This window comes from Hymenobacter aranciens, from assembly GCF_030580865.1.
In the GTDB taxonomy this organism is placed as follows: domain Bacteria; phylum Bacteroidota; class Bacteroidia; order Cytophagales; family Hymenobacteraceae; genus Hymenobacter; species Hymenobacter aranciens.
Window position 1 is genome coordinate 110,025 of record NZ_JAUQSY010000005.1, and the last position, 19,295, is coordinate 129,319.

Genomic DNA, 19,295 nt, shown 5'->3' on the forward strand with positions numbered 1-19,295 from the left:
CGCTGCCGGGGCGCCGGACCTTTGCAGCGTACTTTCAACCACCTCTCATTCCATCATCACATGCGCGTTTTTGTCACTGGCGCTACGGGCTTTGTCGGCTCGGCCGTCGTTCAGGAATTACTCGGCGCGGGCCATCAGGTGCTCGGCCTCGTGCGTTCCGAAGAATCGGCTAAGAAGCTGGCCACCGGGGCCGAAGCTCACTATGGCACTCTGGAAGACCTCGACAGCCTGCGGCGTGGCGCCGCGGCGGCCGACGGCGTCATCCACACCGCTTTCATCCACGATTTCGTGGACTTTGCCGCCGCCTCCGAAACCGACCGGCAAGCCATCGAAGCCCTGGGCGCCGAGCTGGCGGGCTCGCAACGCCCGCTTATCGTGTGTTCGGGCCTGGCCTTCCTGCCGCAGGACCGCCTCGCCACCGAAACCGACGTGCCCCAGGTGGCCAGCGGCTACCCGCGCCGCTCCGAAGAAACCGCGCTCGACCTAGCGGCGCAGGGCGTGCGGGCGATGGCAGTGCGCCTGTCGCCCACCACGCACGGTGCCGGCGACCACGGCTTCATTCACACCCTCATCAACATTGCCCGCGAAAAAGGAGTGGCCGCCTACCTGGGCGACGGCCGCAACCGCTGGCCCGCCGTGCACCGGCTCGATGCGGCCCGGCTGTTTCGGCTGGCGCTGGAGCAGGGCCGCGCCGGCACCCGCTACCACGGCGTGGCCGAAGAAGGCGTGCCGATGCGCGACATTGCCGCCACCATCGGCCGCCACCTCGGCCTGCCGGTGGTGTCCAAAACCGCCGACGAGGCCGCCGCACACTTCGGCTGGATGGCCCGTTTTGTGGGGCTTAATATGGCCGCTTCCAGCGCCCTCACGCAGCAGCAGCTAGGCTGGCAGCCCAGCCACCCCACGCTGCTGGCAGATTTGGAGCAGGGGCATTATTTTGAAAACTAAGCCTGGAGCGTCCTGTTTGTAGCTGGAGTGGTAGTACGAATTCCCCGCAGGGGTTCGTACTACCACTTTGTCGTTTGCGCGGTTAACATTTGCCCAACACCAACTACCCAACACCGAATACCCAATTCCTGAATCTGCCCTTATGCCCGACCAAATACCTTCCTCCGACATCCTCATCATCGGAGCCGGGGCCGCCGGCCTGCTGGCCGCCCGCGACCTGGCCCGCGCCGGCCGCTCGGTAACCGTGCTGGAGGCCCGCGAACGCATCGGCGGGCGCGTGCACACGTTCACGCCGCCCGGCTTCAGCCAGCCGCTGGAGGCGGGGGCCGAGTTTCTGCACGGGGCGGTGCCGCTCAGCCGGGCGCTGCTACGCGAGGCGGGCCGCCGCTGGCAGGATGGCGAGGGCGAGATGTATGTGTTTCGCAACGGGCAATTGCAGGCCGACGCCGACTTCTTCCCGGAGCTGCCCGAGGTACTGGCCCGGCTCAACGCCCTGCCGCAGGACCTGCCGCTGGCGGAATTCCTGAACCAGGAGTTTCCCGGTGCCGCGCACGCTGCCCTCCGCACCGCCGCCACCCAGTTTGCCGAAGGCTACGACGCCGCCGACGCCCGCCTCGTGAGTGCCTGGGCCCTGCGCGACGAGTGGGCCGGCGACGGGGCCGAAGACTCGCCGCGCCCGGTGGGCGGCTACGGCCCGCTGCTATACTGGCTGGCTGATGAAGCCCGAGACGCCGGCGCCCGGCTGCACCTCAATACTCCTGTGCAAGCAATTCATTGGCAGGCCGGTCGGGTGGAAGTGCGAACGGCCGCCGGCCCCCGCTACCAGGCGCAGCAGCTGCTCTGCACGGTGCCGCTGGGCGTGTGGCAGTGGGCGGCCGACCAGCCCGGTGCCCTGCAGTTCGAGCCGGAGCTGCCGACGCACCGCGCGGCCGCCGCGCAGTTGGGTTTCGGGCCCGTTGTGAAAGTGGCGCTCGAATTTCGTACCGCCTTCTGGCAGGAGCAGCTGCCGGAAATGAGCTTCCTCATCTCTGACGCGCCGGTGCCCACCTGGTGGAGCCCGCTGCCCGACCGGCGCCCGCTGCTCATGGGCTGGGTGGCCGGCCCGGCCGCCGCCCGCCTGCGCGAGGCCCCGGACGAGCAGGTGCTGGAAGCTGCCCTGGCGTCGCTGGCCACGCTGCTGGCCACTTCACCCGCGGCCGTGCGGGCGCAGCTGCAAGCCAGCTACATCCATAACTGGGGCCGCGAGCCCTACACCTACGGCGCGTATTCGTACCCGACAATCGGTGCCCCGGCGGCCCGCGCCGCCCTGGCCCAGCCGGTGGCCAACACGCTGTTTTTCGCGGGCGAAGCGGTGTACGAGGGGCCGCATGCCGGAACGGTGGAGGCAGCCCTGGTGAGCGGTCAGGCTGCCGCCCAGGCCATGCTCGGCCAAGCGTAATCCCGGCGGATTTCGCCTATTTGCAGCCCGAAAATCCCACCCTCCGGCCCGACCGCTCCGCATGAAGCTATTCGACCTCATCCAGCCGCCCGTTCAAAAGCTGCCCCTCGTCATCAGCGTGCCCCACGCCGGCACCGAATTCCCCGCCGAGCTGCGCGCCGAGCTCAAGCCCGGCCTGCTGCCGCCCGACGACACCGACTGGTTTGTGCATCAGCTCTATGATTTCGTGACCGAGTTGGGCATCCCGCTGATAAAGGCCAACTACAGCCGCTGGGTAGTCGACCTCAACCGCAACCCCGACAGCAGCCCGCTCTACCACGACGGCCGCGTGCTCACCGGCCTCTGCACCACCACCACCTTCCTGGGCGAACCCATTTACCAAGACGAGCGCGCCGAAGTAGCCGCTGCCGAAGTAGCCCGTCGCAAGGCCGAATACTTTGAGCCTTATCACGAGGCCCTCAGCCAGCTGCTCGACGACACCCAGGCCCGCTTCGGTCAGGTGCTGCTCTGGGACTGCCACTCCATCCGCCGCCTGGTGCCGGCCATCAACCCGGAGCCCTTTCCCGACCTCATCCTGGGCAGCGCCGATGAGACGTCGGCCGCGCCGGAGCTCATCGCCACGGCCCTGCGCGAGCTGGCTAGCGGACATTACTCCCTGAACCACAACACGCCCTTCAAGGGCGGCTACATCACCCGCCACCACGGCCAGCCCGGGCGGCAGCGCCACGCCCTGCAGCTGGAGATGTCGAAAGACCGCTACATGGACGACGCCGAGCAGCACTACGACCCCGCCCGGGCCGGGCAGATGCGGGTGCTGCTGCAGCAGACGCTGGAGGCGCTGGGTACTGTGCTGCTGGCACCTCAAACCCACTAGCTGAGGTTACCAAACCAGTAGATGAGCCATTCGCCTGCGCGAAACGGCCTGCCGAACGGCTACTTGAGCCATTCGGCGCAAGCGAACGTCCTACCTGACGGCTAGGTGGGCCATTCTGCGTAAGCGAACGATACACCTAGCCAATGAGTAGGTCATTCTGCGCAAGCGAACGATACACCTAATCAGTAGATGGGGCATTCTGTGCAAGCCAACGGCACACTTGGCTAGTAGGCGAGCTGTTCGGCGCAAGCGAAAGATACCACCAGCGTCTTATTGGTACTCCGAGATAAAAAGCAGTATCATGTTCAGCAGACAACTGGTTGTTTCGGTTTCAGTGGCGATAAAGCGCCACATGCTGACCCAGCCCCGTAGCTTTGCCCCCGCATGAAGTACTACGCTTTCTCCTCCCTGCTGCTGCGCGACGGCTGGCTGAGCCCGGCCTACGTGGGCGTCGATGAACAAGGTCTGATTCAATACCTGGCCGCCGAGCCGCCCGCCGCGCCCGATGCCGTGGTCGAACAAGTGCCCGGCGCGGCCCTGCCCGGCTTCCAGAATGCCCACTCCCACGCCTTTCAATACGGCATGGCGGGCCACGCCGAGCAGCACGAGCCCGGTACCCGCGACGACTTCTGGAGCTGGCGCGAAGCCATGTACGCCTGCGCCGAAACCTTCAGCCCCGAGCAGAACGAGCAGGTAGCCACCACCCTCTATCGCCACCTGCTGCGCAACGGCTACACCTCAGTGGTCGAGTTTCACTACCTGCACCACGACCCCACCGGCCACCCCTACGCCAACCTCGCCGAGATGGGCGAGCGGCTGGTAGCCGCCGCCCGCACGGCCGGTATCAAAATCACCCTCGTGCCGGTATTCTACCAAAAGGGAGACTTCGGCCGCGAGCCCGCGCCCCGGCAGCGCCGTTTCATCTCAAACACCACCGAGGACTACTTCAAGCTACTGGACGCCACGCGCCCGGCCGTGGCGCAGTACCACCGTGCCCGCCTGGGCTACGGCGTGCACTCCCTGCGCGCCGTGGAGGCGGCCGACGTGCTGGCCACCTACGCCCAAGGCCCCAAAGACTTGCCTTTCCACCTGCATGCCGCCGAGCAAACCCTGGAAGTAGAGCGCAGCCTGGCCCACCTGGGCGCCCGCCCGGTGGAGTGGCTGCTCGATAATCTGCCGCTCAGCGAGCAGTTTCACCTCGTGCACTGCACCCACATGACGGCCGACGAGACGCGCCGCCTAGCCCGGTCCGGCGCGCAGGTGGTGCTCTGCCCCGGCACCGAGGGCAACCTCGGCGACGGCATCTTCCCCCTGGTGGACTACGCCGAGGCCGGCGGCCGCTGGAGCATCGGCACCGACAGCCATATCAGCCTCAACCCCCTCGAAGACCTACGCTGGCTCGACTACGGCCAGCGCCTCATCCACCGCCGCCGCAACATCTTCGCCGACGGCGCTACCACGCTGGTCGATACCACCTTCTTCGCCGGGCAGCGCGCCGGTGGCCACCGCGTGGCCGACTACTTCGCCCTCGGCCAGCCGCTCGATGCTGTGGTGTACGACCTCGCCCAGCCGCTGCTGGCCCAGGCCGGCCCGGCCCACCTGCTGCCCGCTATCGTGTACACGGCCGACCCTACGGCCGTCCTCGGCACGCTGGTGGATGGGGAGTGGGCCTACCGGGCCAACCTCACCCCCTGACCCCCTCTCCGCAGGTTTCGCGCATTAAGCGAACCGGAGGCCGGGGGGGGGAGGCTGGCCCCGCCCGCCGCCCGGCCGGCACCGGCTATTTTTGTCGCCGATTGTCGAACGATTTATGACTTCAGAACGCCCGCAAAACCCTTTCCTGCTGGTTTTGCTCACGGTAGGCCTGCTGGGTCTACTCTCTTTTTTACCCGCCAGCCTCACCATCGGCAGCATGGAGCTGCGCCCCGTGCGCCTGCTGGCCGACGTGCTGCGTAAGCCTACTCCCCGGCGCGGCCTGCGCCTGCCGCCCCCCAACGGCCCGGCCGCCCCCGGCGCGCCGAAAGCCACCGCCGCAGCCGACCCCACCCAGCCCACTGACACCGCCGCCGCCCTGCCCGCTGCCCCCACCGAGCCCAACCTGCCCGGCCTGGAGAACTTCGTGGCCGCCCTGCGCCAAACCAAAGCCACCGGCCGCCAGACGCGCATCGCCTACTTCGGCGACTCGATGATTGAGGGCGACATGATTACCGGCGAGCTCCGCAACCTGCTGCAGCGGGCCTTTGGCGGCAGCGGCGTGGGCTTTGTGCCGGTGAATTCCATCACCGCCGACTTCCGCGAGACGATTCTACAATCTTTCTCCGACACCTGGTACGAGTACAACCTGAACTCCGACAAAATCCCGGCCGCCAGCCCGCTGGGCGTATCGGGCCACGTATTTCTGCCCCGCGAGTTGCCCGCCGCCGGTTCCGATGTGGTGCCCGATACCAGCTGGGTGCAGTTCAAGGCCGGCCCGGCTTATGCCACCACCCGCCGCCTGCCGCTGGCCCGGTTGTTCTACGGCCCCGGCAGCGCGCAGGACCAGGTAATCGTGAGCACCAACGGCCACCGCGTGCCGCACTCCCTGCCCGGCTCCGCTACCGTCAACGAGCTGGTATTGAAGCCCGGTAGCCCGGCCCGCGTCATGCGCTTCGACTTTGCCAACCACGGCCCGCGCCCGGTGTACGGCGTCAGCTTCGAGGGTGAGGGCGGCGTGGTGCTGGATAACTTCTCCTTCCGTGGCAACAGCGGCATGTCGCTCACCAAGATTCCGCCGGCGCAGCTGGCCGCCTTCGGCCGCCACCTTAATTACAACCTGGTCGTGTTGCAATATGGCGTCAACATCGCCGACGCCAAAAACAAGAGCTACGACTGGTACGCCCGCGCCATGACCCGCGTGGTCGACCGCATGCACCGGGCCTTCCCCGGCGCCAGCATCCTCATCGTGGGCATGAGCGACAAAAGCTCCCGCATCGACGGCGAATTTCAGACTGACCCCAGCGTGCCCCGTCTGCTGAAAGCCCAGCGCCAGTTGGCCGAGCGCAATAAGGCCGCGTTCTGGAATCTGTACGACGCCATGGGCGGCGAAAACTCGATGGTGCGCTGGGTGGAAGACACGCCCCCGCTGGCCAACAAAGACTACACCCACGTCAACTACCGCGGCGGCCGCAAGGTGGCCAACCTGCTCTACAACTACCTGATGGCGGAATACAACCACCCCGGCGCCGCCACCACCGAGCCCGTCGCCTCGGCCGCCACTCCCAAAGCCGACAGCGCCGAGCGCCCCGCGCCCCGCCCGGCCCTGCGCCCCGATTCGGCCAACCGCTGATTGCGTAGCTTTGAGGATATGCCGATGGTGTTGCGCGTGAGCTGGGGCGTTGTGTGGTTGCTGCTGTGGCCGGTGCTCGCGCCCGCCCAGCCCACCCGTGCCCTCGACAGCCTGCAAGCCCGCTACCCCTTCCTGAACACCCGGGCCAACCGCATCGAAAACGCCCAAATCGGCCTCCAGCGCTTCTACGAGCGGCTAAGCCAGCTGCCCCTGCCGCCCACGACGCTGCCCGCCCACCGCGTCAGCATCGTGCACCTCGGCGACTCGCACCTGCAGGCCGACGAGCTTACCGACGAAGTGCGCCAGCAGTTGCAGCGCCGCCACGGCAACGCCGGGCGCGGTCTCGTGTTTCCCTACCGCCTGGCCCGCACCAATGGCTCCTCTGCTTACTTCACCCGGCTGCTGGGCGGCACCTGGCGCACCCGCCGCCTTACCGGCCGCCCCGATACCGCCCGCTGGGCCGGGGTGAGCGGCCTGTCGGTAGCCACCAATGACTCCGGCGCGGGCTTCGCTTTGCGCATTGCCCTACTGCGCCGCCCCACCGGCCAGTTCAACCAGCTCACCTTATTGCGCCAGCCCGGCCCCACGGCCTTCGACTGGCAGGTGCGCACCGCCAGCGGCCGGCTGCTCGGCACCATCCCCGGCACTGCGCCCGGCGTGGCCCAGCCGCTGCCGCTCGACTCACTGCGCAGCTACGTGGAACTGCGCACCACCCGCGCCACCGCCGCCCAAACCCGGGCCCTGCTCTACGGCCTGCTGCTCGACAACGGCCAGCCCGGCCTCATCTACCACAGCATGGGCGTGAACGGGGCCGCCGTGCGCCACTACAACCAGACGCCCCGCTACTTCGAGCAGCTCCCTGCGCTGGACCCCGACCTGTTCATCGTCTCCCTCGGCACCAACGACGCCTACTCGGCCGGCTTTGACACCGCCATCTTCCGCCGCCAGCTCGACACGCTCGTAACCCGCCTGCGCCGCCGTTGCCCCCGCGCCGACGTGCTGCTCACCGGCCCGCCCGACTCGTTCCGCGCCCGCCGCTACCGCAACCCCGACCTCGCCCGCCTGCGCGCCGTGCTCCGCGCCTACGCCCAGGAGCACGACCTCGCCTACTGGGACGTCTCGGAGCCGCAAGGTGGCTACGGCTCCATGCGCACTTGGCTGGCCCACGGCCTCGCTGCCCCCGACCTCGTTCATTTTTCTACCGCCGGCTACCGCTTACAGGGCCACTTGCTCTACCTTGCTATTCAGGATGGATTTGCTTCGTTCACTCGTTGATAACATAGACCTTAACCGACTGGCCGACCAGTTCGTGTACCACCCCAAAAGCCCGCTGATTTTCAACACGGGCTTTTTCCTGCTGCTCTTCCTAGGCTTCCTGGCCATCTACCAGCTGCTGCGCAACCAGCACCGGGCGCGCCTGCTCTACGTCACGGCCTTCTCGCTGTTTTTCTACTACAAGTCCAGCGGCTGGTACTTCCTGCTGCTCGTCTTCTCCACCATCGTCGAATACAACTTCGCCCTCTGGATTGCCGACTCCCGCAGCCCCGGCCGGCGCAAGCTGCTCATGGCCCTCAGCCTGCTCGTCAATCTGGGCATGCTCTTCTACTTCAAGTACACCAACTTCTTCCTCAGCGGCTACCAGGCCCTCACGGGCCAGCCCGTGCCCGTATTACACGTCCTGCTGCCCGTCGGCATCAGCTTCTACACCTTCCAGACCCTCAGCTACACCCTCGACGTGTACCGCGAGCAAATCAAGCCCCTGCGCAACATCTGGGACTTCGCCTTCTTCGTCTCCTTCTTCCCGCAATTGGTCGCCGGTCCCATCGTCCGCGCCTCCGATTTCATCCCCCAGATTCCCCGCCCGCCCCACGTCTCGCGCTCCGATATGGGCCGCGCCGTCCTGCTCATCGCCGCCGGCCTGTTCAAAAAAGCCGTCATCTCCGACTACATCAGCCTCAACTACGTCGAGCGCATCTTCGACAACCCCACGCTCTACAGCGGCATCGAAAACCTGCTCGGCGTCTACGGCTACGCCCTGCAGATTTACTGCGACTTCTCGGGCTATTCCGACATTGCCATCGGCATTGCGCTGCTGCTCGGCTACCGCCTGCCGCCCAACTTCCTCTCGCCCTACCAAAGCACCAGCATCACCGAATTCTGGCGCCGCTGGCACATCTCCCTTTCCAGTTGGCTGCGCGACTACCTCTACATCCCCCTGGGCGGCAACCGCAAAGGCGTCGTGCGCCAATACATCAACCTCTTCCTGACCATGCTGTTGGGCGGTCTCTGGCACGGGGCCTCGCTCACCTTCGTGGCCTGGGGGGCCCTGCACGGCGCCGCCCTGGCCGTCGATAAGCTCTTTCAGCAAGTCGTGAAGCCCGGCAACGGCCCGCTGGTCAAGTTCCTGGGCTGGGTCATCACCTTCCACTTCGTGTGCTTCTGCTGGATTTTCTTCCGCGCCGGCACCTTCGAAGTCGCCACCCAAGTCATCCACCAAATCACTCACGCCCTGCGCCCCGACTTGCTGCCCCAGGTGCTCGGCGCCTTCCGTCCGGTGTTTGCGCTCATGGCCCTGGGCTACGCCCTCCACGCCCTGCCCGACAACTGGACCCTGCGCCTCGAAGGCGTGCTGGCCCGCCGCTCAGTGGTGCTGCAGGCGGCGCTAATAGTGGTGGTTATCTGGCTGGTTATTCAGGTAAAGTCGGCCGAAATCCAGCCGTTTATTTACTTTCAGTTTTAGAACAAGGACGCAGGTGTTGCCGGTTTTTTAGGTAGATAAATTAATTCGCTGAATAGCCGCGAAGTGGCGCCACGTTGGTAGCCAGCAACAAGTTTTAGCGAACAGAGCCGCAAAGCGGCGGCACTTCTCTTGGATAAGAGTGCCGCCGCTTTGCGGCTCTGTTTACGTGAGGAAACGATTATGCTACCAACGTGGCGCCGCTTCGCGGCTAGCTTATCGAGCTTACTTCATTTTCTTATCCAGGTTCTTGCCGAGGTCTTCCACTTTCTTCAGAAAGTCGTCGGTATCGCCATCCGCATACGTGCCATAGGCTGCTGAAATCGTGCCCTTTACTCCGTCATTCGCCTCAATGGCATAGAGAATCGACATGTCATCGGGGTTGCTTTCGCCCTCGAAGCGGTAGAAGTCCACAATGGTCACGTCTTCGGGCGCGTAGCTCTTGGTCAGGTTGGGGTCGAGGGTGTGCAAACGGCCGTCAGTCACTTGAAAATCGTACGTGAAACCCTCTTTAGTCAGCCGGTTTTCGACGCTCACCAGGGAGCGTTCTTCTTCTTTATCCTGCATGGCAGTAAGCAAATTGAGGTGAGAAAATCGGGCGGCAGCGCTAAAAAAGCAGCTGCCTCCGCCCCGGCTATACGCAGCCGGAGGGGAGGCAGGTTATACTTTCATTAAAGAGTTTTAAGCCACGCCGCGCCCAGCCTGCCGCGCCTCAATCGTGCGTTGCAGCTGCTCCACGTCAATCGTCGAGCAGGCGCCGCCGCAGCCCTTGTCGCAGGCGCTCTGGTTTTTGGCAAAAAACGCCCGCCACACCCGTCGGCCCATGAAGAAAGCCGCCGTCAGGAAGAGCGCCGCGATGAGGAGATATTGCGTCAGCATGATGGGTAGGTAACTGTAAGGCAGGCGGGAAAGTTTAACTTACTCCCAGGCCGTGCCAATCACCGCCTGCACCTCGGTGTGCACCAACCCATTGCTAGCCACAATCTCTCGCCCAAAAATCGGGTCGCCATCCTTCAAAAACTGCGTAACGCGCCCACCCGCCTCGCGCACCAGCAGGATACCCGCCGCCACGTCATACGAGTTGATATTGAACTCAAAATAGGCATCGAATCGCCCCGCCGCCACCCAGGCCAGGTCAACCGCCGCCGAGCCCACCCGCCGAATGCCGTGCGTGCGCTGCATAAACTGGCTCAAAATCTGCAGATATGCCTCTAGCTGGTCAAATTTGTAATAAGGAAAGCCAGTGGCAACCAAGGAGTCGCCTAGCTTGGTAGCCTCGCTCACCCGGATGGGCTGCTCGTTCAAAAAAGCGCCGCCGCCGCGCACGGTCCGGTAGCTTTCGTCGCGCGTTACCTCGTGCACCACGCCCACCACCAGCTCCTCGTAGTGCAGCAGCGCCACGCTGATGGAATACGCTGGTAGTCCGTGGATAAAGTTAGTCGTGCCGTCGAGTGGGTCAATTATCCACGTAAACTCGCCCCGGGTTTCCTGGGCTGCTTCGGTGCCTTCCTCGGCAATGAAGCCGGCCTGGGGTAGCAGCTCACGCAAGCCCGCCACCAGGCGGCGCTCGGTTTCCTGGTCCACGTAGCTCACCATGTCGTGCAGGCCCTTGTGCTGCACCGTGCTACGGTCAAAATTTGCCGCTTCCTGGTGGATGAATTTGGCCGTTTCGCGGCACAGCGCGGCCAGGTCGTGCGAGAGTTGGGTGAAGTCGGGAGTCGTCATCAAATGCAGGTAGAACGTTGGCGCAAAGCTCCGGCGTAAAGCGCAAACGGCGGCCGGATGTTCGTCTCTGGCCGCTGGTTTCGCCCATTTTCCGGCCCGCGCCGTATGAGGCGCTACGGGCTTTCGCCGCCCGTCGGGCAGGCTGAATGCCTGCCCCTTCCTCTTTCACTTTCTTCGTTATGAATCAGAAACGCACTTTCGGCAGCATTCTCACCGTATTGGGTATCATCGGTATTATCGTAGGGGCACTAGGTTTCCTGGGCATTGGCGGCATGGGCTTGAGCAAGCTCAATTCGGCTGTGCCTTTTGGCGTGGGCCTTATCTTCTTCTTTGCGGGCATCAATCTGGTGAAAGCCACTGGCGACCGGGCTTAGAAAAATTTGAGCCTGATAATTAGGCTTAAACAAGGACATGTGAGGGTTTTTAAACCCAAAACCTTGCGCATTCAGATAAAAACCGTACTTTTGCAGAACCAAACAGTGCGGGGTGGAGCAGTTGGTAGCTCGTTGGGCTCATAACCCAAAGGTCACTGGTTCGAGTCCAGTCCCCGCTACCCAGGAAAAGCCTCTGAATTTCAGAGGCTTTTCGCATTTTAAGGCTGTTGGGTAGCTGGGGACGACAACATTTCACCGGCTTGCGGTTCCGGGCGAGTTAGCAAGAGCAACAATTCGCACAAATCGGTTTCCTCATAGGGCTTGGTGAGGCAGGCATTCATGCCCGCTGCCAGATAGATAGCGCGGTCGCTCTGGAAGGCGTTGGCAGTGAGGGCGATGACGGGTGTCCTGGCTTTTGTGGCATCGGGTAGCTGGCGCAGGGCCGTAGTCACTTCCACGCCATTCAGGCCAGGCATCCGGATGTCGAGAATGGCCGCGTCGTAGCAATTGGTGCTCAGCTCGTCCAGGGCTTCAGTGCCATTGCCGACGGCGCGTACCTGCACGCCCCAATGCTCCAGAACCGCCTTGGCAATGAGCTGATTGACAAAGTTGTCTTCGGCCAGCAGCACGCGCAGGCCGCGTAGCTGCTCATAGTTCGTGTTGGCCGCCACCGGCAGGTGCTCGCTTGCAGTGAGTTCGGGGGCGTGGGGCAGGGCGAGTTGAAACGAAAATGTCGTGCCCACCCCCACTTCGCTGCTCAGCCGGAGCACGCCCCCCATCTGGCTGACTAGCTGCTGGCTGATGGCCAGCCCCAGCCCGGTGCCGCCAAAGCGGCGACTGGTTTCAGCGCTGGCTTGGGCAAAAGCATCAAAGATATGGACTTGCTGCTCAGGCGAAATGCCGATGCCCGTGTCGCGCACCCGGAAGCAAACCGTCAGCTCCTGAGCAGTATCCTGCAGCACTTCGGCGCTCAGGTGCACCGAGCCCTGTTCGGTGAACTTGATGGCATTGCTGAGCAGGTTGAGCAGCACCTGATGCAGGCGGTAGGCGTCACCCAGCACGCGGGGGCAACTGGCTACCAGTGGCTCAACGCAAAATCTCAACCCCTTGTGCTCGGCCAGGGCGGCCACGGTCTGGCCGGCACCGTGCAGAGCCAGGGCTAGGTCGAAGGGCGCGTGGTGCAGCTCGAGGTGGTTGGTGGTGATTTTGGCCATGTCGAGCACGTCGTTGATAAGTGCCAGCAGGTGCTGACCGGCGTGCTGCATCGTGTGCAGGTATTCTAACTGTATGGTGTTCAAGGTGGTTTTCTCAAGCAGTGAAGCCATGCCCAATACCCCATTGAGCGGGGTCCGGATTTCGTGGCTCATGCGGGCCAGAAAGGATTCCTTGGCACGGGCATTTTCTTCGGCTTCTTGCTTAGCCTTTTGCAGTGCCTGTTGCGCCTGAATACCCGCCGTCACATCGTAGCCCGATGCCACGATATAAGGCGGATACCCTTTTTCCTCAACTTTATACGTGTAGTAATGCAGGTAGCGTACTTCGCCGTGCGCCGTGCGGATGGCTACCACCCGCGGGTCCGAGCCTGCTGGCAGTGTACCGTTGAGGTATGCCTGCATTGAAGCATGGTGTTGGGACATAACTGATTCGGCAAGGTGGTGCCCCACCAGCTTGGCGGCTGGCACGCCCATGAGTCGCTCAATGGCCGGGTTTACCGACAGTAAGCGTCCCTGCAAATCGTGGGTGCAGATAAGGGCCTGCGAATAGTAGACGAGGTCGTGGTACTGCTTCTCACGGTGCTCCAGGGCCATGCGAGCCTGCTTAATGGCCGTTACGTTTGTGCTGATAGTGAGAATGCTCAACCGGCCGTCGGCCTGGGTCATAGGCTGCTTCTGCACCTGAAAATACATCGTTTGGCCCGTGTTCAGGATAAACGGCATTTCGTGCATAATCGGCTGTTGGGTGTTGCGCACCTGCTGATTAAGCACCTGCAGATGGCGCATCTCCTGTTGAGGTGTCGGGGTAGAATCCGTAGCCGACGGTGCGCTTTGTGCGGCCAGCAGGTCGTAAGAGCGGTTGGTGAAAGTTATTTTGTCATCAGCATCTACCACGTACAGTGTATTAGGTAGGGTGTCAACAATCTGGCGAATAAATGATTGTTGGTCTTCCAGCTGCCGCTGCACCTGCCGCTGCAGCTGCTCGGCCATGTAGCGGGCCGTGATGTCGATGCCCGAGCCGACCACCATGCGCAGGCTGCCGTCGGCGTTGAACACCGGGCGCAGGTAGCGCAAAATTAGCTTGGGCCGGTGTCCGGGCCGCATTTCTTCCCAGGTTACATCGGTGCCGGTGCGCACGGCCAGCTCGAAATATTGCTGGCGCTGGGTGGCGAGCCGGGCCGGCTGCTGCGGCCGTAGGGCAAAGTAGTCGGCATTGCTCAGGCCGATGATTTGCCGGCGCACCACCGGGTCGGCCACGCTCGACGGATTCACGAACAGAAACCGATGCTCGGGGTCGAATACGGCCACGTCTACCGGCAGCAGGTTCAGAATCGACTCATAAAATTCCTGCTGCCGGGCGGCCCGTTCCTCGGCCCGCTTGCGCTCCGTGATGTCGACCCCTGTGCTGATAATCATCAGTAAATTACCATTCAGGCCCGATACTGGGCGGAAACTGCGCAGCAGATGCCGTGGCTCCTGCTCGCCCCGTCGGGTTTCCTCCCAGGTCACTTCGCGCCGTTCGCGCAGGGCCCGTGCGAAGGCCGTGCGGCGCTGCCGCATGGTGGAGCGAGTACGTTTGCGCTGGCGGCTGGCTTCTTCGTCCGTCTGGCCCAGCATCCAGACGCGCACGGTAGCATCGGGTTCCACGGCCGGGTTTACAAACAGGTAGCGGTGCTCGGCATCGAATACCGCTACCGCCATAGGTAGCTGGTTGAGAATGGTTTCATAAAACCGGCGCTGCTCGGCCAAGCGCTGTTCGGCGTGCTGCCGAGCCGTAATATTGGTGAGGTATAGGGTAGCATAGGACTGTCCGGGCGTAGCCACCGCCGTAAACACGTAGTATTGCCCGGCCACGGCCAGCGTTTGTTGGTGCTGAACGGGCCGCCGCAGCGCCGCCCGTACCAGCGACAGCAAATGGTGCCGCAGCTCGGTGCGAATATCGGTCATCAGCGCTTCCAGCACCGGCACGGCGGCAGGGTTGGCATAAATGGGCTCCCCGGTGGCCGACAACCGTAGAATCGGGTTCGGATTCTGGTCGGAGAGGTAAGACATGGCCTGTAGTTGCCCGTCGCGCTGGAACCGCTCAGTTACGTCGCGGTAGCAAATGAGGCGCCCGGCCTGCTCCTCATCCAGCACCAGGTAATCCAACTCGACTATGCGGCCGTTATTCAAAGTAAACTGCTCCTGTAGAACAGTTTTGCCAGCCTGGTGCAACTCCCGTGCTCGTGCCGTGAAGGCCGCCGGGTTGGCAAAAGTGTGGTCGATACTTATGGTGTGGTAGGGAATGGGGCTGTCCGGGTCGGTAGGCAAGCTCTCGCTTGAGAGGCCAAACATTTCGATAAATCGCTGGTTGACAAACCGAATCTGGCTTTCGTTATCCACCAGTATCAGGCCCAGCCGAATATTCTGCACCAGCGCAGCCAGCTGCGAATAGTGGCGTTGGGACCGGCTGGTGGCCGCCTGTAACTGCTCCTCCAATAGCGCAATGCGTGCCTGAGCCGCCGCCAGTTTGGTTTGAAGCTGCACACAGTGCGTCTGGGTTTCCGCTAGCCGGGTGCGCCAGTCCGCTTCAGCGTGGGGTAATTCTGGATTCATAGCGGAAACAAGGATGGGGTAGGGGAAGCAGCCATACCAGCTGGGGGGCTGTTTCGCTGCAAACTCATGACTTGTAAAAAAAAACAGAATAAACTTAATTTCCTGTTCCCACACGCTGTCAAGTCAATGTGGCTGATAACGGGTGCTTCGACGGTGTTTTTAAGGAAATGTCAGATAGCCAGCAATGCCCACGCCGTAGGCCACAGCTTTCTTTTGGCTGGTCGTAGCAAAGAGCAGTAAATAAACGAATTTTCTTTCCATAGCGAAACGTATTTTTTCGCTATGGAAAGACTTATTTCCGCGATAAACATAATTAATCGGCCGATAAACCGGGTATGGCCGGGTGCCTGTGCTGCTATCGTAGCAGATAGTGCCGGGCCACACGCTCAAAGTTGGCTAGCTGCTGCTGCTGCCAACTCACATCGTGCCCAAGTTCACCGGCCAGCAGCGCCGCTACTGTCGGCGCCATCCGGATGGCCGCCGCCGCATCCAGAAACAGCACCCGCACACGGCGCGCCAGCACGTCTTCCACGGTGCGGGCCATTTCGTGGCGGGCCGCCCACACCACCTCTGCCCGCACGAATTCAAGCTGCGGGTCAAGCTTCTCGCCTAACGCTGGCGCTGTGGCAATGAGTTGCTGTAAAGCTGCTTGGTCGCTGCCATACACGTAAAGGTGATTGCCGTAATCAGTAGTGGCCTGGGCGCCGTGGATGCGCAGCCGGGCCGTCTGGCTGGGCGCCGGGGGCAGCTTGCCCAAGGCGATGATTCGGTCCACCGTGTCTTCACCCATGCGGCGGTAGGTCGTCCACTTGCCGCCCGTGATGGTGACCAGGCCCGCCGGCGAGACCAAGATTTTGTGGCTGCGCGACAGTTCCTTCGTAGGACCATTGCCGGCTTGCGGGGCCGCCAGCGGCCGCAGCCCGGCAAACACGCTCCGCACGTCGTGGCGCTGAGGCGGGCGGGCGAGGTAGCGCCCGGCGGTGCGCAGGATGAAGTCGATTTCCTCGTCCAGCGCCTGCGGCTCCTCGCTGCTTTCCGGCACCGGCGTATCGGTAGTGCCCAGGATGAGCCGCCCGTGCCAGGGCACGGCAAAGAGCACCCGGCCATCGTCGGTTTTGGGAATCATGAGCGCGTCGTGGCCGGGCAAAAACGATTTGTCCACCACCAAATGCACGCCCTGGCTGGGCCGCACCAAGCGGGGGCTGCCCGGCGCATCGAGCTGCAAAATCTCATCGACGAAAATGCCGGTGGCATTCACCACCGCCTTGCCGCGCAGCTCGTAGCTTTGGCCGGTTTCCTGGTCGGTGGCCTGCACGCCAGCTATCTGGCCGTGCGCGTCTTTCAGCAAGCCGCGCACGGCCACGTAATTGAGCAGCGTGCCGCCCAGCTCAATCCCCGTCTGGGCCAGGTTGATGGCCAGCCGGGCGTCGTCAAACTGCCCATCGTGGTACACCACGCCGCCGTAGAGGCCCGCCGGCCGCAGGTTGCCGAGCCGCCCCAAGGCTTCGGCCTTGCCGATGTGCGTGGTAGGGCCCAAACTCAGGCGGCCGGCCAGCAAGTCGTAGGCCTTCAGGCCCAGGATGTAGAATGCGCCGCCCCACCATTCGTAATTAGGAATGATAAACGACTGATTCTGGCAGAGGTGCGGCGCGTTTTGCAGCAGCAGGCCGCGCTCGTGCAGGGCCTCGCGCACCAGCCCGAGGTCGCCCTGCGCGAGGTAGCGCACGCCGCCGTGTACCAGCTTCGTAGCGCGGCTGCTGGTGCCCTTGGCAAAATCGGCTTTTTCCAGCAGCAGGGTGCGGTAGCCACGGCTCAGGCCGTCGAGCGCCACGCCCAGCCCGGTAGCCCCACCGCCGATAATGATTAAGTCCCATTCAATCGGCTGATTGAGCTGCCGAAGCAGGTCCGGGCGGGTGAAGGATGGCGGGGTTGATGAGGAACTCATGTCGCGGGCGCTACTGAATGGATAAGTCGCTACAATCGACGCATTATGAATACCTTTGCCAGAGTATGCGCCAGCGGCAAACTATTAACGGCAAAAGCCTGGTGCAGTCTTTATCTACCTTTGCTTATTTCAGTTTTCTGATGATTTTACGTCGACTTCTTTTAAGCGGCGCTCTGCTCGGTCTGGGCACCATAGCCGCCCAGGCGCAGGAGGCGCCCAGCCCCGATTACACGTCCGCTGCCGGCGTAAGTCGCAAAGTAATAAGCTACCCGCGCACTTCGCTGGGCCTCACGGCTGGCTGGGGCGCCCCCTACGGGTGGGGCTTGGATTTCAGTCAATTACTGCTGCCCAATCTCGACGTGACGGCCGGCGCCGGGCTGGGCGTGGGCTGGAAAATCGGCGTGGGCACGCGCTTCTATTTTGCGCCGCAGCGGCGGGTGTCGCCCTTCGTGGGGGCTAACGTTGCGCGCACGTCCGGCCTCACGCACTTCAACCTGACCGTCAACGAAGGCACGTACCAGGAAGAACAGGTGCGGATAAATATCCGGCCTACGGCCACGGTGCACCTGCGCGGCGGGGTGCGCTGCCAGTTTCGCCGGGTGGGCCTTATCGGAGCGCTGGGCTACGGCGTGGTGCTGGGCGCCGACCCGGTAACTTACGTCTATGGCTATGAGCCACAGTATCAAATCACCCGCGACGTTGTGAATGCCATTGCCCCGGGCAGCTTCGAGCTATCGGCCGGGGTTACGTTTGGGCTGTCGAAGTAGCAACGCCTAACAACAGAAAAAGCCTCTCCGATACTATCGGAGAGGCTTTTTAGGGTTAAAATGCCAGCAGGCTAGAACCGGCGGTTCACGGCGTTCAAATCCTCAAACGCCTGCTTGAGGCGGCTCACGAAGGTTTTCTCGCCTTCGCGCAGCCACACCCGCGGGTCGTAGTACTTCTTGTTGGGCGAGTCGGCGCCGCTGGGGTTGCCAATCTGGCCCTGCAGGTAGCCTTCGTTTTTCACGTAGTTGTTCTTGATGCCTTCCCAGAACGCCCACTGCAAGTCGGTGTCAATGTTCATCTTAATGGCCCCGTAGCCGATGGCTTCGCGGATTTCCTCCTGGCTGGAGCCCGAGCCGCCGTGGAACACGAAGTTGATGGGCTTGGGGCCGGTGTGGAAGTGCTCCTGCACGTATTCCTGCGAGTTGTGCAGGATTTTCGGCTGCAGCTTCACGTTGCCGGGCTTGTATACGCCGTGCACGTTGCCGAAGGCCGCGGCGATGGTAAAGCGCGGGCTCACCTTCAGCAGTTCTTCGTAAGCATAAGCTACTTCCGAAGGCTGGGTGTAGAGCTTCGAGCTGTCCACATCGGAGTTGTCCACGCCGTCTTCCTCGCCGCCGGTCACGCCGAGCTCTATTTCGAGCGTCATGCCGATTTTGGCCATGCGCTCGAGGTAGCGCTTGCAGATTTCGATGTTTTCCTCAATCGGCTCTTCCGACAGGTCAATCATGTGCGAGCTGAACAGCGGCTGGCCGGTCTGGGCGAAGTGCTTTTCGCCGGCATCGAGCAGGCCGTCAATCCAGGGTAGCAGCTTTTTGGCGGCGTGGTCGGTGTGCAGAATCACCGGCACGTTGTAGAGCTCGGCCATGGCGTGCACGTGGTGCGCCCCCGAGATGCCGCCGGCAATGCTGGCGCGCTGGCCGTCGTTGGACGGGTATTTGCCCGCGAAAAACTGCGCGCCCCCGTTCGAAAACTGGATGATAACTGGCGAGTTGAGCTCGCTGGCGGCTTCGAGCACGCCGTTCACGGTGTTGGTGCCCGTCACGTTCACAGCGGGCAGGGCAAAGGCGTTATCCTTGGCGTATTGGAAAAGGGACTGTACTTCGTCGCCGTGCAGGACGCCGGCGCGGAGAGAAACAAGCTGTTCGGCCATGATGGGGAAAAATGTGGGGAAAAATGACGGGCGGAACCGCGCACGCGATGAATGCGCGGAGCTTTTGCAGCACTAACCTACAACATTACGCGGAGGCAGCCGGTTGGCAAAGCTTGATTTTGGCTGCAATGTATTAATTTGCTCGCTGTCATGCGCGGGCTCCTTCGGAACCTTCGCCGGCAGCGGCCAGCTTATCGGCTGG

15 protein-coding genes and 1 tRNA gene are annotated in these 19,295 nt (G+C 63.0%); 10 read left to right on the forward strand and 6 right to left on the reverse strand.

All coding sequences use genetic code 11. The features are described 5' to 3' along the window. Nucleotides 1-60 precede the first annotated feature (60 nt). From Q5H93_RS08610 to Q5H93_RS08640, 7 genes are all read left to right on the forward strand, one after another. Nucleotides 61-948, forward strand: a complete 888-nt coding sequence (locus tag Q5H93_RS08610; RefSeq protein ID WP_305006108.1) for an SDR family oxidoreductase — start codon at nucleotides 61-63, stop codon at nucleotides 946-948. Nucleotides 949-1,090: 142 nt separating this feature from the next. Further along, on the forward strand, nucleotides 1,091-2,386 hold the full coding sequence (locus tag Q5H93_RS08615; RefSeq protein WP_305006109.1) for a flavin monoamine oxidase family protein: 1,296 nt from the start codon (nucleotides 1,091-1,093) through the stop codon (nucleotides 2,384-2,386). A gap of 61 nt (nucleotides 2,387-2,447) precedes the next feature. Continuing rightward, nucleotides 2,448-3,260, forward strand: a complete 813-nt coding sequence (locus Q5H93_RS08620) for an N-formylglutamate amidohydrolase (RefSeq protein WP_305006110.1) — start codon at nucleotides 2,448-2,450, stop codon at nucleotides 3,258-3,260. 384 nt (nucleotides 3,261-3,644) lie between these two features. Continuing rightward, nucleotides 3,645-4,955 (forward strand): formimidoylglutamate deiminase, encoded by a 1,311-nt coding sequence (gene hutF / locus Q5H93_RS08625; RefSeq protein WP_305006111.1) that lies wholly within the window; start codon nucleotides 3,645-3,647, stop codon nucleotides 4,953-4,955. A 115-nt stretch (nucleotides 4,956-5,070) separates the two neighbouring features. Next, nucleotides 5,071-6,585 (forward strand): SGNH/GDSL hydrolase family protein, encoded by a 1,515-nt coding sequence (locus tag Q5H93_RS08630; protein ID WP_305006112.1) that lies wholly within the window; start codon nucleotides 5,071-5,073, stop codon nucleotides 6,583-6,585. An 18-nt stretch (nucleotides 6,586-6,603) separates the two neighbouring features. Next, nucleotides 6,604-7,860 carry a GDSL-type esterase/lipase family protein gene (locus tag Q5H93_RS08635; RefSeq protein WP_305006113.1) on the forward strand — a complete coding sequence of 419 codons (1,257 nt, stop codon included), beginning with the start codon at nucleotides 6,604-6,606 and terminating at the stop codon, nucleotides 7,858-7,860. Continuing rightward, a complete protein-coding gene (locus Q5H93_RS08640; RefSeq protein ID WP_305006114.1) occupies nucleotides 7,835-9,325 on the forward strand; it encodes an MBOAT family O-acyltransferase in 1,491 nt (496 codons plus the stop codon). Before Q5H93_RS08635 ends, Q5H93_RS08640 begins: the two co-directional genes overlap by 26 nt. A gap of 222 nt (nucleotides 9,326-9,547) precedes the next feature. On the opposite strand, the gene Q5H93_RS08645 is transcribed toward Q5H93_RS08640, so the two are convergent. From Q5H93_RS08645 to Q5H93_RS08655, 3 genes are all read right to left on the reverse strand, one after another. Next, complete coding sequence (locus tag Q5H93_RS08645; RefSeq protein ID WP_305006115.1) at nucleotides 9,548-9,889, reverse strand: hypothetical protein; 342 nt, start codon at nucleotides 9,887-9,889, stop codon at nucleotides 9,548-9,550. Nucleotides 9,890-10,003: 114 nt separating this feature from the next. Beyond that, on the reverse strand, nucleotides 10,004-10,201 hold the full coding sequence (locus tag Q5H93_RS08650) for a FeoB-associated Cys-rich membrane protein (RefSeq protein WP_305006116.1): 198 nt from the start codon (nucleotides 10,199-10,201) through the stop codon (nucleotides 10,004-10,006). A 39-nt stretch (nucleotides 10,202-10,240) separates the two neighbouring features. Then, the gene (locus Q5H93_RS08655) at nucleotides 10,241-11,047 is read right to left on the reverse strand and encodes an inositol monophosphatase family protein (RefSeq protein ID WP_305006117.1); all 807 of its coding nucleotides are present in this window, start codon (nucleotides 11,045-11,047) and stop codon (nucleotides 10,241-10,243) included. 179 nt (nucleotides 11,048-11,226) lie between these two features. Between Q5H93_RS08655 and Q5H93_RS08660 the strand changes: the two genes are divergently transcribed. Next, nucleotides 11,227-11,421, forward strand: a complete 195-nt coding sequence (locus Q5H93_RS08660; protein WP_305006118.1) for a hypothetical protein — start codon at nucleotides 11,227-11,229, stop codon at nucleotides 11,419-11,421. A 106-nt stretch (nucleotides 11,422-11,527) separates the two neighbouring features. Next, nucleotides 11,528-11,604, forward strand: a tRNA-Met gene (locus Q5H93_RS08665). A 35-nt stretch (nucleotides 11,605-11,639) separates the two neighbouring features. Here Q5H93_RS08665 and Q5H93_RS08670 read toward each other — a convergent pair. Beyond that, on the reverse strand, nucleotides 11,640-15,230 hold the full coding sequence (locus tag Q5H93_RS08670; RefSeq protein ID WP_305006119.1) for a PAS domain S-box protein: 3,591 nt from the start codon (nucleotides 15,228-15,230) through the stop codon (nucleotides 11,640-11,642). 355 nt (nucleotides 15,231-15,585) lie between these two features. After that, the gene (locus Q5H93_RS08675; RefSeq protein ID WP_305006120.1) at nucleotides 15,586-17,175 is read right to left on the reverse strand and encodes a glycerol-3-phosphate dehydrogenase/oxidase; all 1,590 of its coding nucleotides are present in this window, start codon (nucleotides 17,173-17,175) and stop codon (nucleotides 15,586-15,588) included. A gap of 140 nt (nucleotides 17,176-17,315) precedes the next feature. On the opposite strand from Q5H93_RS08675, the gene Q5H93_RS08680 reads away from it, so the two are divergent. Continuing rightward, a complete protein-coding gene (locus tag Q5H93_RS08680) occupies nucleotides 17,316-17,942 on the forward strand; it encodes a hypothetical protein (RefSeq protein WP_305006121.1) in 627 nt (208 codons plus the stop codon). 71 nt (nucleotides 17,943-18,013) lie between these two features. On the opposite strand, the gene fbaA is transcribed toward Q5H93_RS08680, so the two are convergent. After that, entirely contained in the window at nucleotides 18,014-19,093 is a 1,080-nt protein-coding gene (fbaA, locus tag Q5H93_RS08685; protein ID WP_305006122.1) for a class II fructose-bisphosphate aldolase, read from the reverse strand. Between the last annotated feature and the right edge of the window lie 202 nt (nucleotides 19,094-19,295).

Coding starts and splice junctions, on each gene's coding strand:
- Q5H93_RS08610 (WP_305006108.1), top strand. CDS start 61: ATGCGCGTTTTTGTCACTGGCGCTACGGGCTTTGTCGGCTCGGCCGTC.
- Q5H93_RS08615 (WP_305006109.1), top strand. CDS start 1,091: ATGCCCGACCAAATACCTTCCTCCGACATCCTCATCATCGGAGCCGGG.
- Q5H93_RS08620 (WP_305006110.1), top strand. CDS start 2,448: ATGAAGCTATTCGACCTCATCCAGCCGCCCGTTCAAAAGCTGCCCCTC.
- hutF (WP_305006111.1), top strand. CDS start 3,645: ATGAAGTACTACGCTTTCTCCTCCCTGCTGCTGCGCGACGGCTGGCTG.
- Q5H93_RS08630 (WP_305006112.1), top strand. CDS start 5,071: ATGACTTCAGAACGCCCGCAAAACCCTTTCCTGCTGGTTTTGCTCACG.
- Q5H93_RS08635 (WP_305006113.1), top strand. CDS start 6,604: ATGCCGATGGTGTTGCGCGTGAGCTGGGGCGTTGTGTGGTTGCTGCTG.
- Q5H93_RS08640 (WP_305006114.1), top strand. CDS start 7,835: ATGGATTTGCTTCGTTCACTCGTTGATAACATAGACCTTAACCGACTG.
- Q5H93_RS08645 (WP_305006115.1), bottom strand. CDS start 9,889: ATGCAGGATAAAGAAGAAGAACGCTCCCTGGTGAGCGTCGAAAACCGG.
- Q5H93_RS08650 (WP_305006116.1), bottom strand. CDS start 10,201: ATGCTGACGCAATATCTCCTCATCGCGGCGCTCTTCCTGACGGCGGCT.
- Q5H93_RS08655 (WP_305006117.1), bottom strand. CDS start 11,047: ATGACGACTCCCGACTTCACCCAACTCTCGCACGACCTGGCCGCGCTG.
- Q5H93_RS08660 (WP_305006118.1), top strand. CDS start 11,227: ATGAATCAGAAACGCACTTTCGGCAGCATTCTCACCGTATTGGGTATC.
- Q5H93_RS08670 (WP_305006119.1), bottom strand. CDS start 15,230: ATGAATCCAGAATTACCCCACGCTGAAGCGGACTGGCGCACCCGGCTA.
- Q5H93_RS08675 (WP_305006120.1), bottom strand. CDS start 17,175: ATGAGTTCCTCATCAACCCCGCCATCCTTCACCCGCCCGGACCTGCTT.
- Q5H93_RS08680 (WP_305006121.1), top strand. CDS start 17,316: ATGATTTTACGTCGACTTCTTTTAAGCGGCGCTCTGCTCGGTCTGGGC.
- fbaA (WP_305006122.1), bottom strand. CDS start 19,093: ATGGCCGAACAGCTTGTTTCTCTCCGCGCCGGCGTCCTGCACGGCGAC.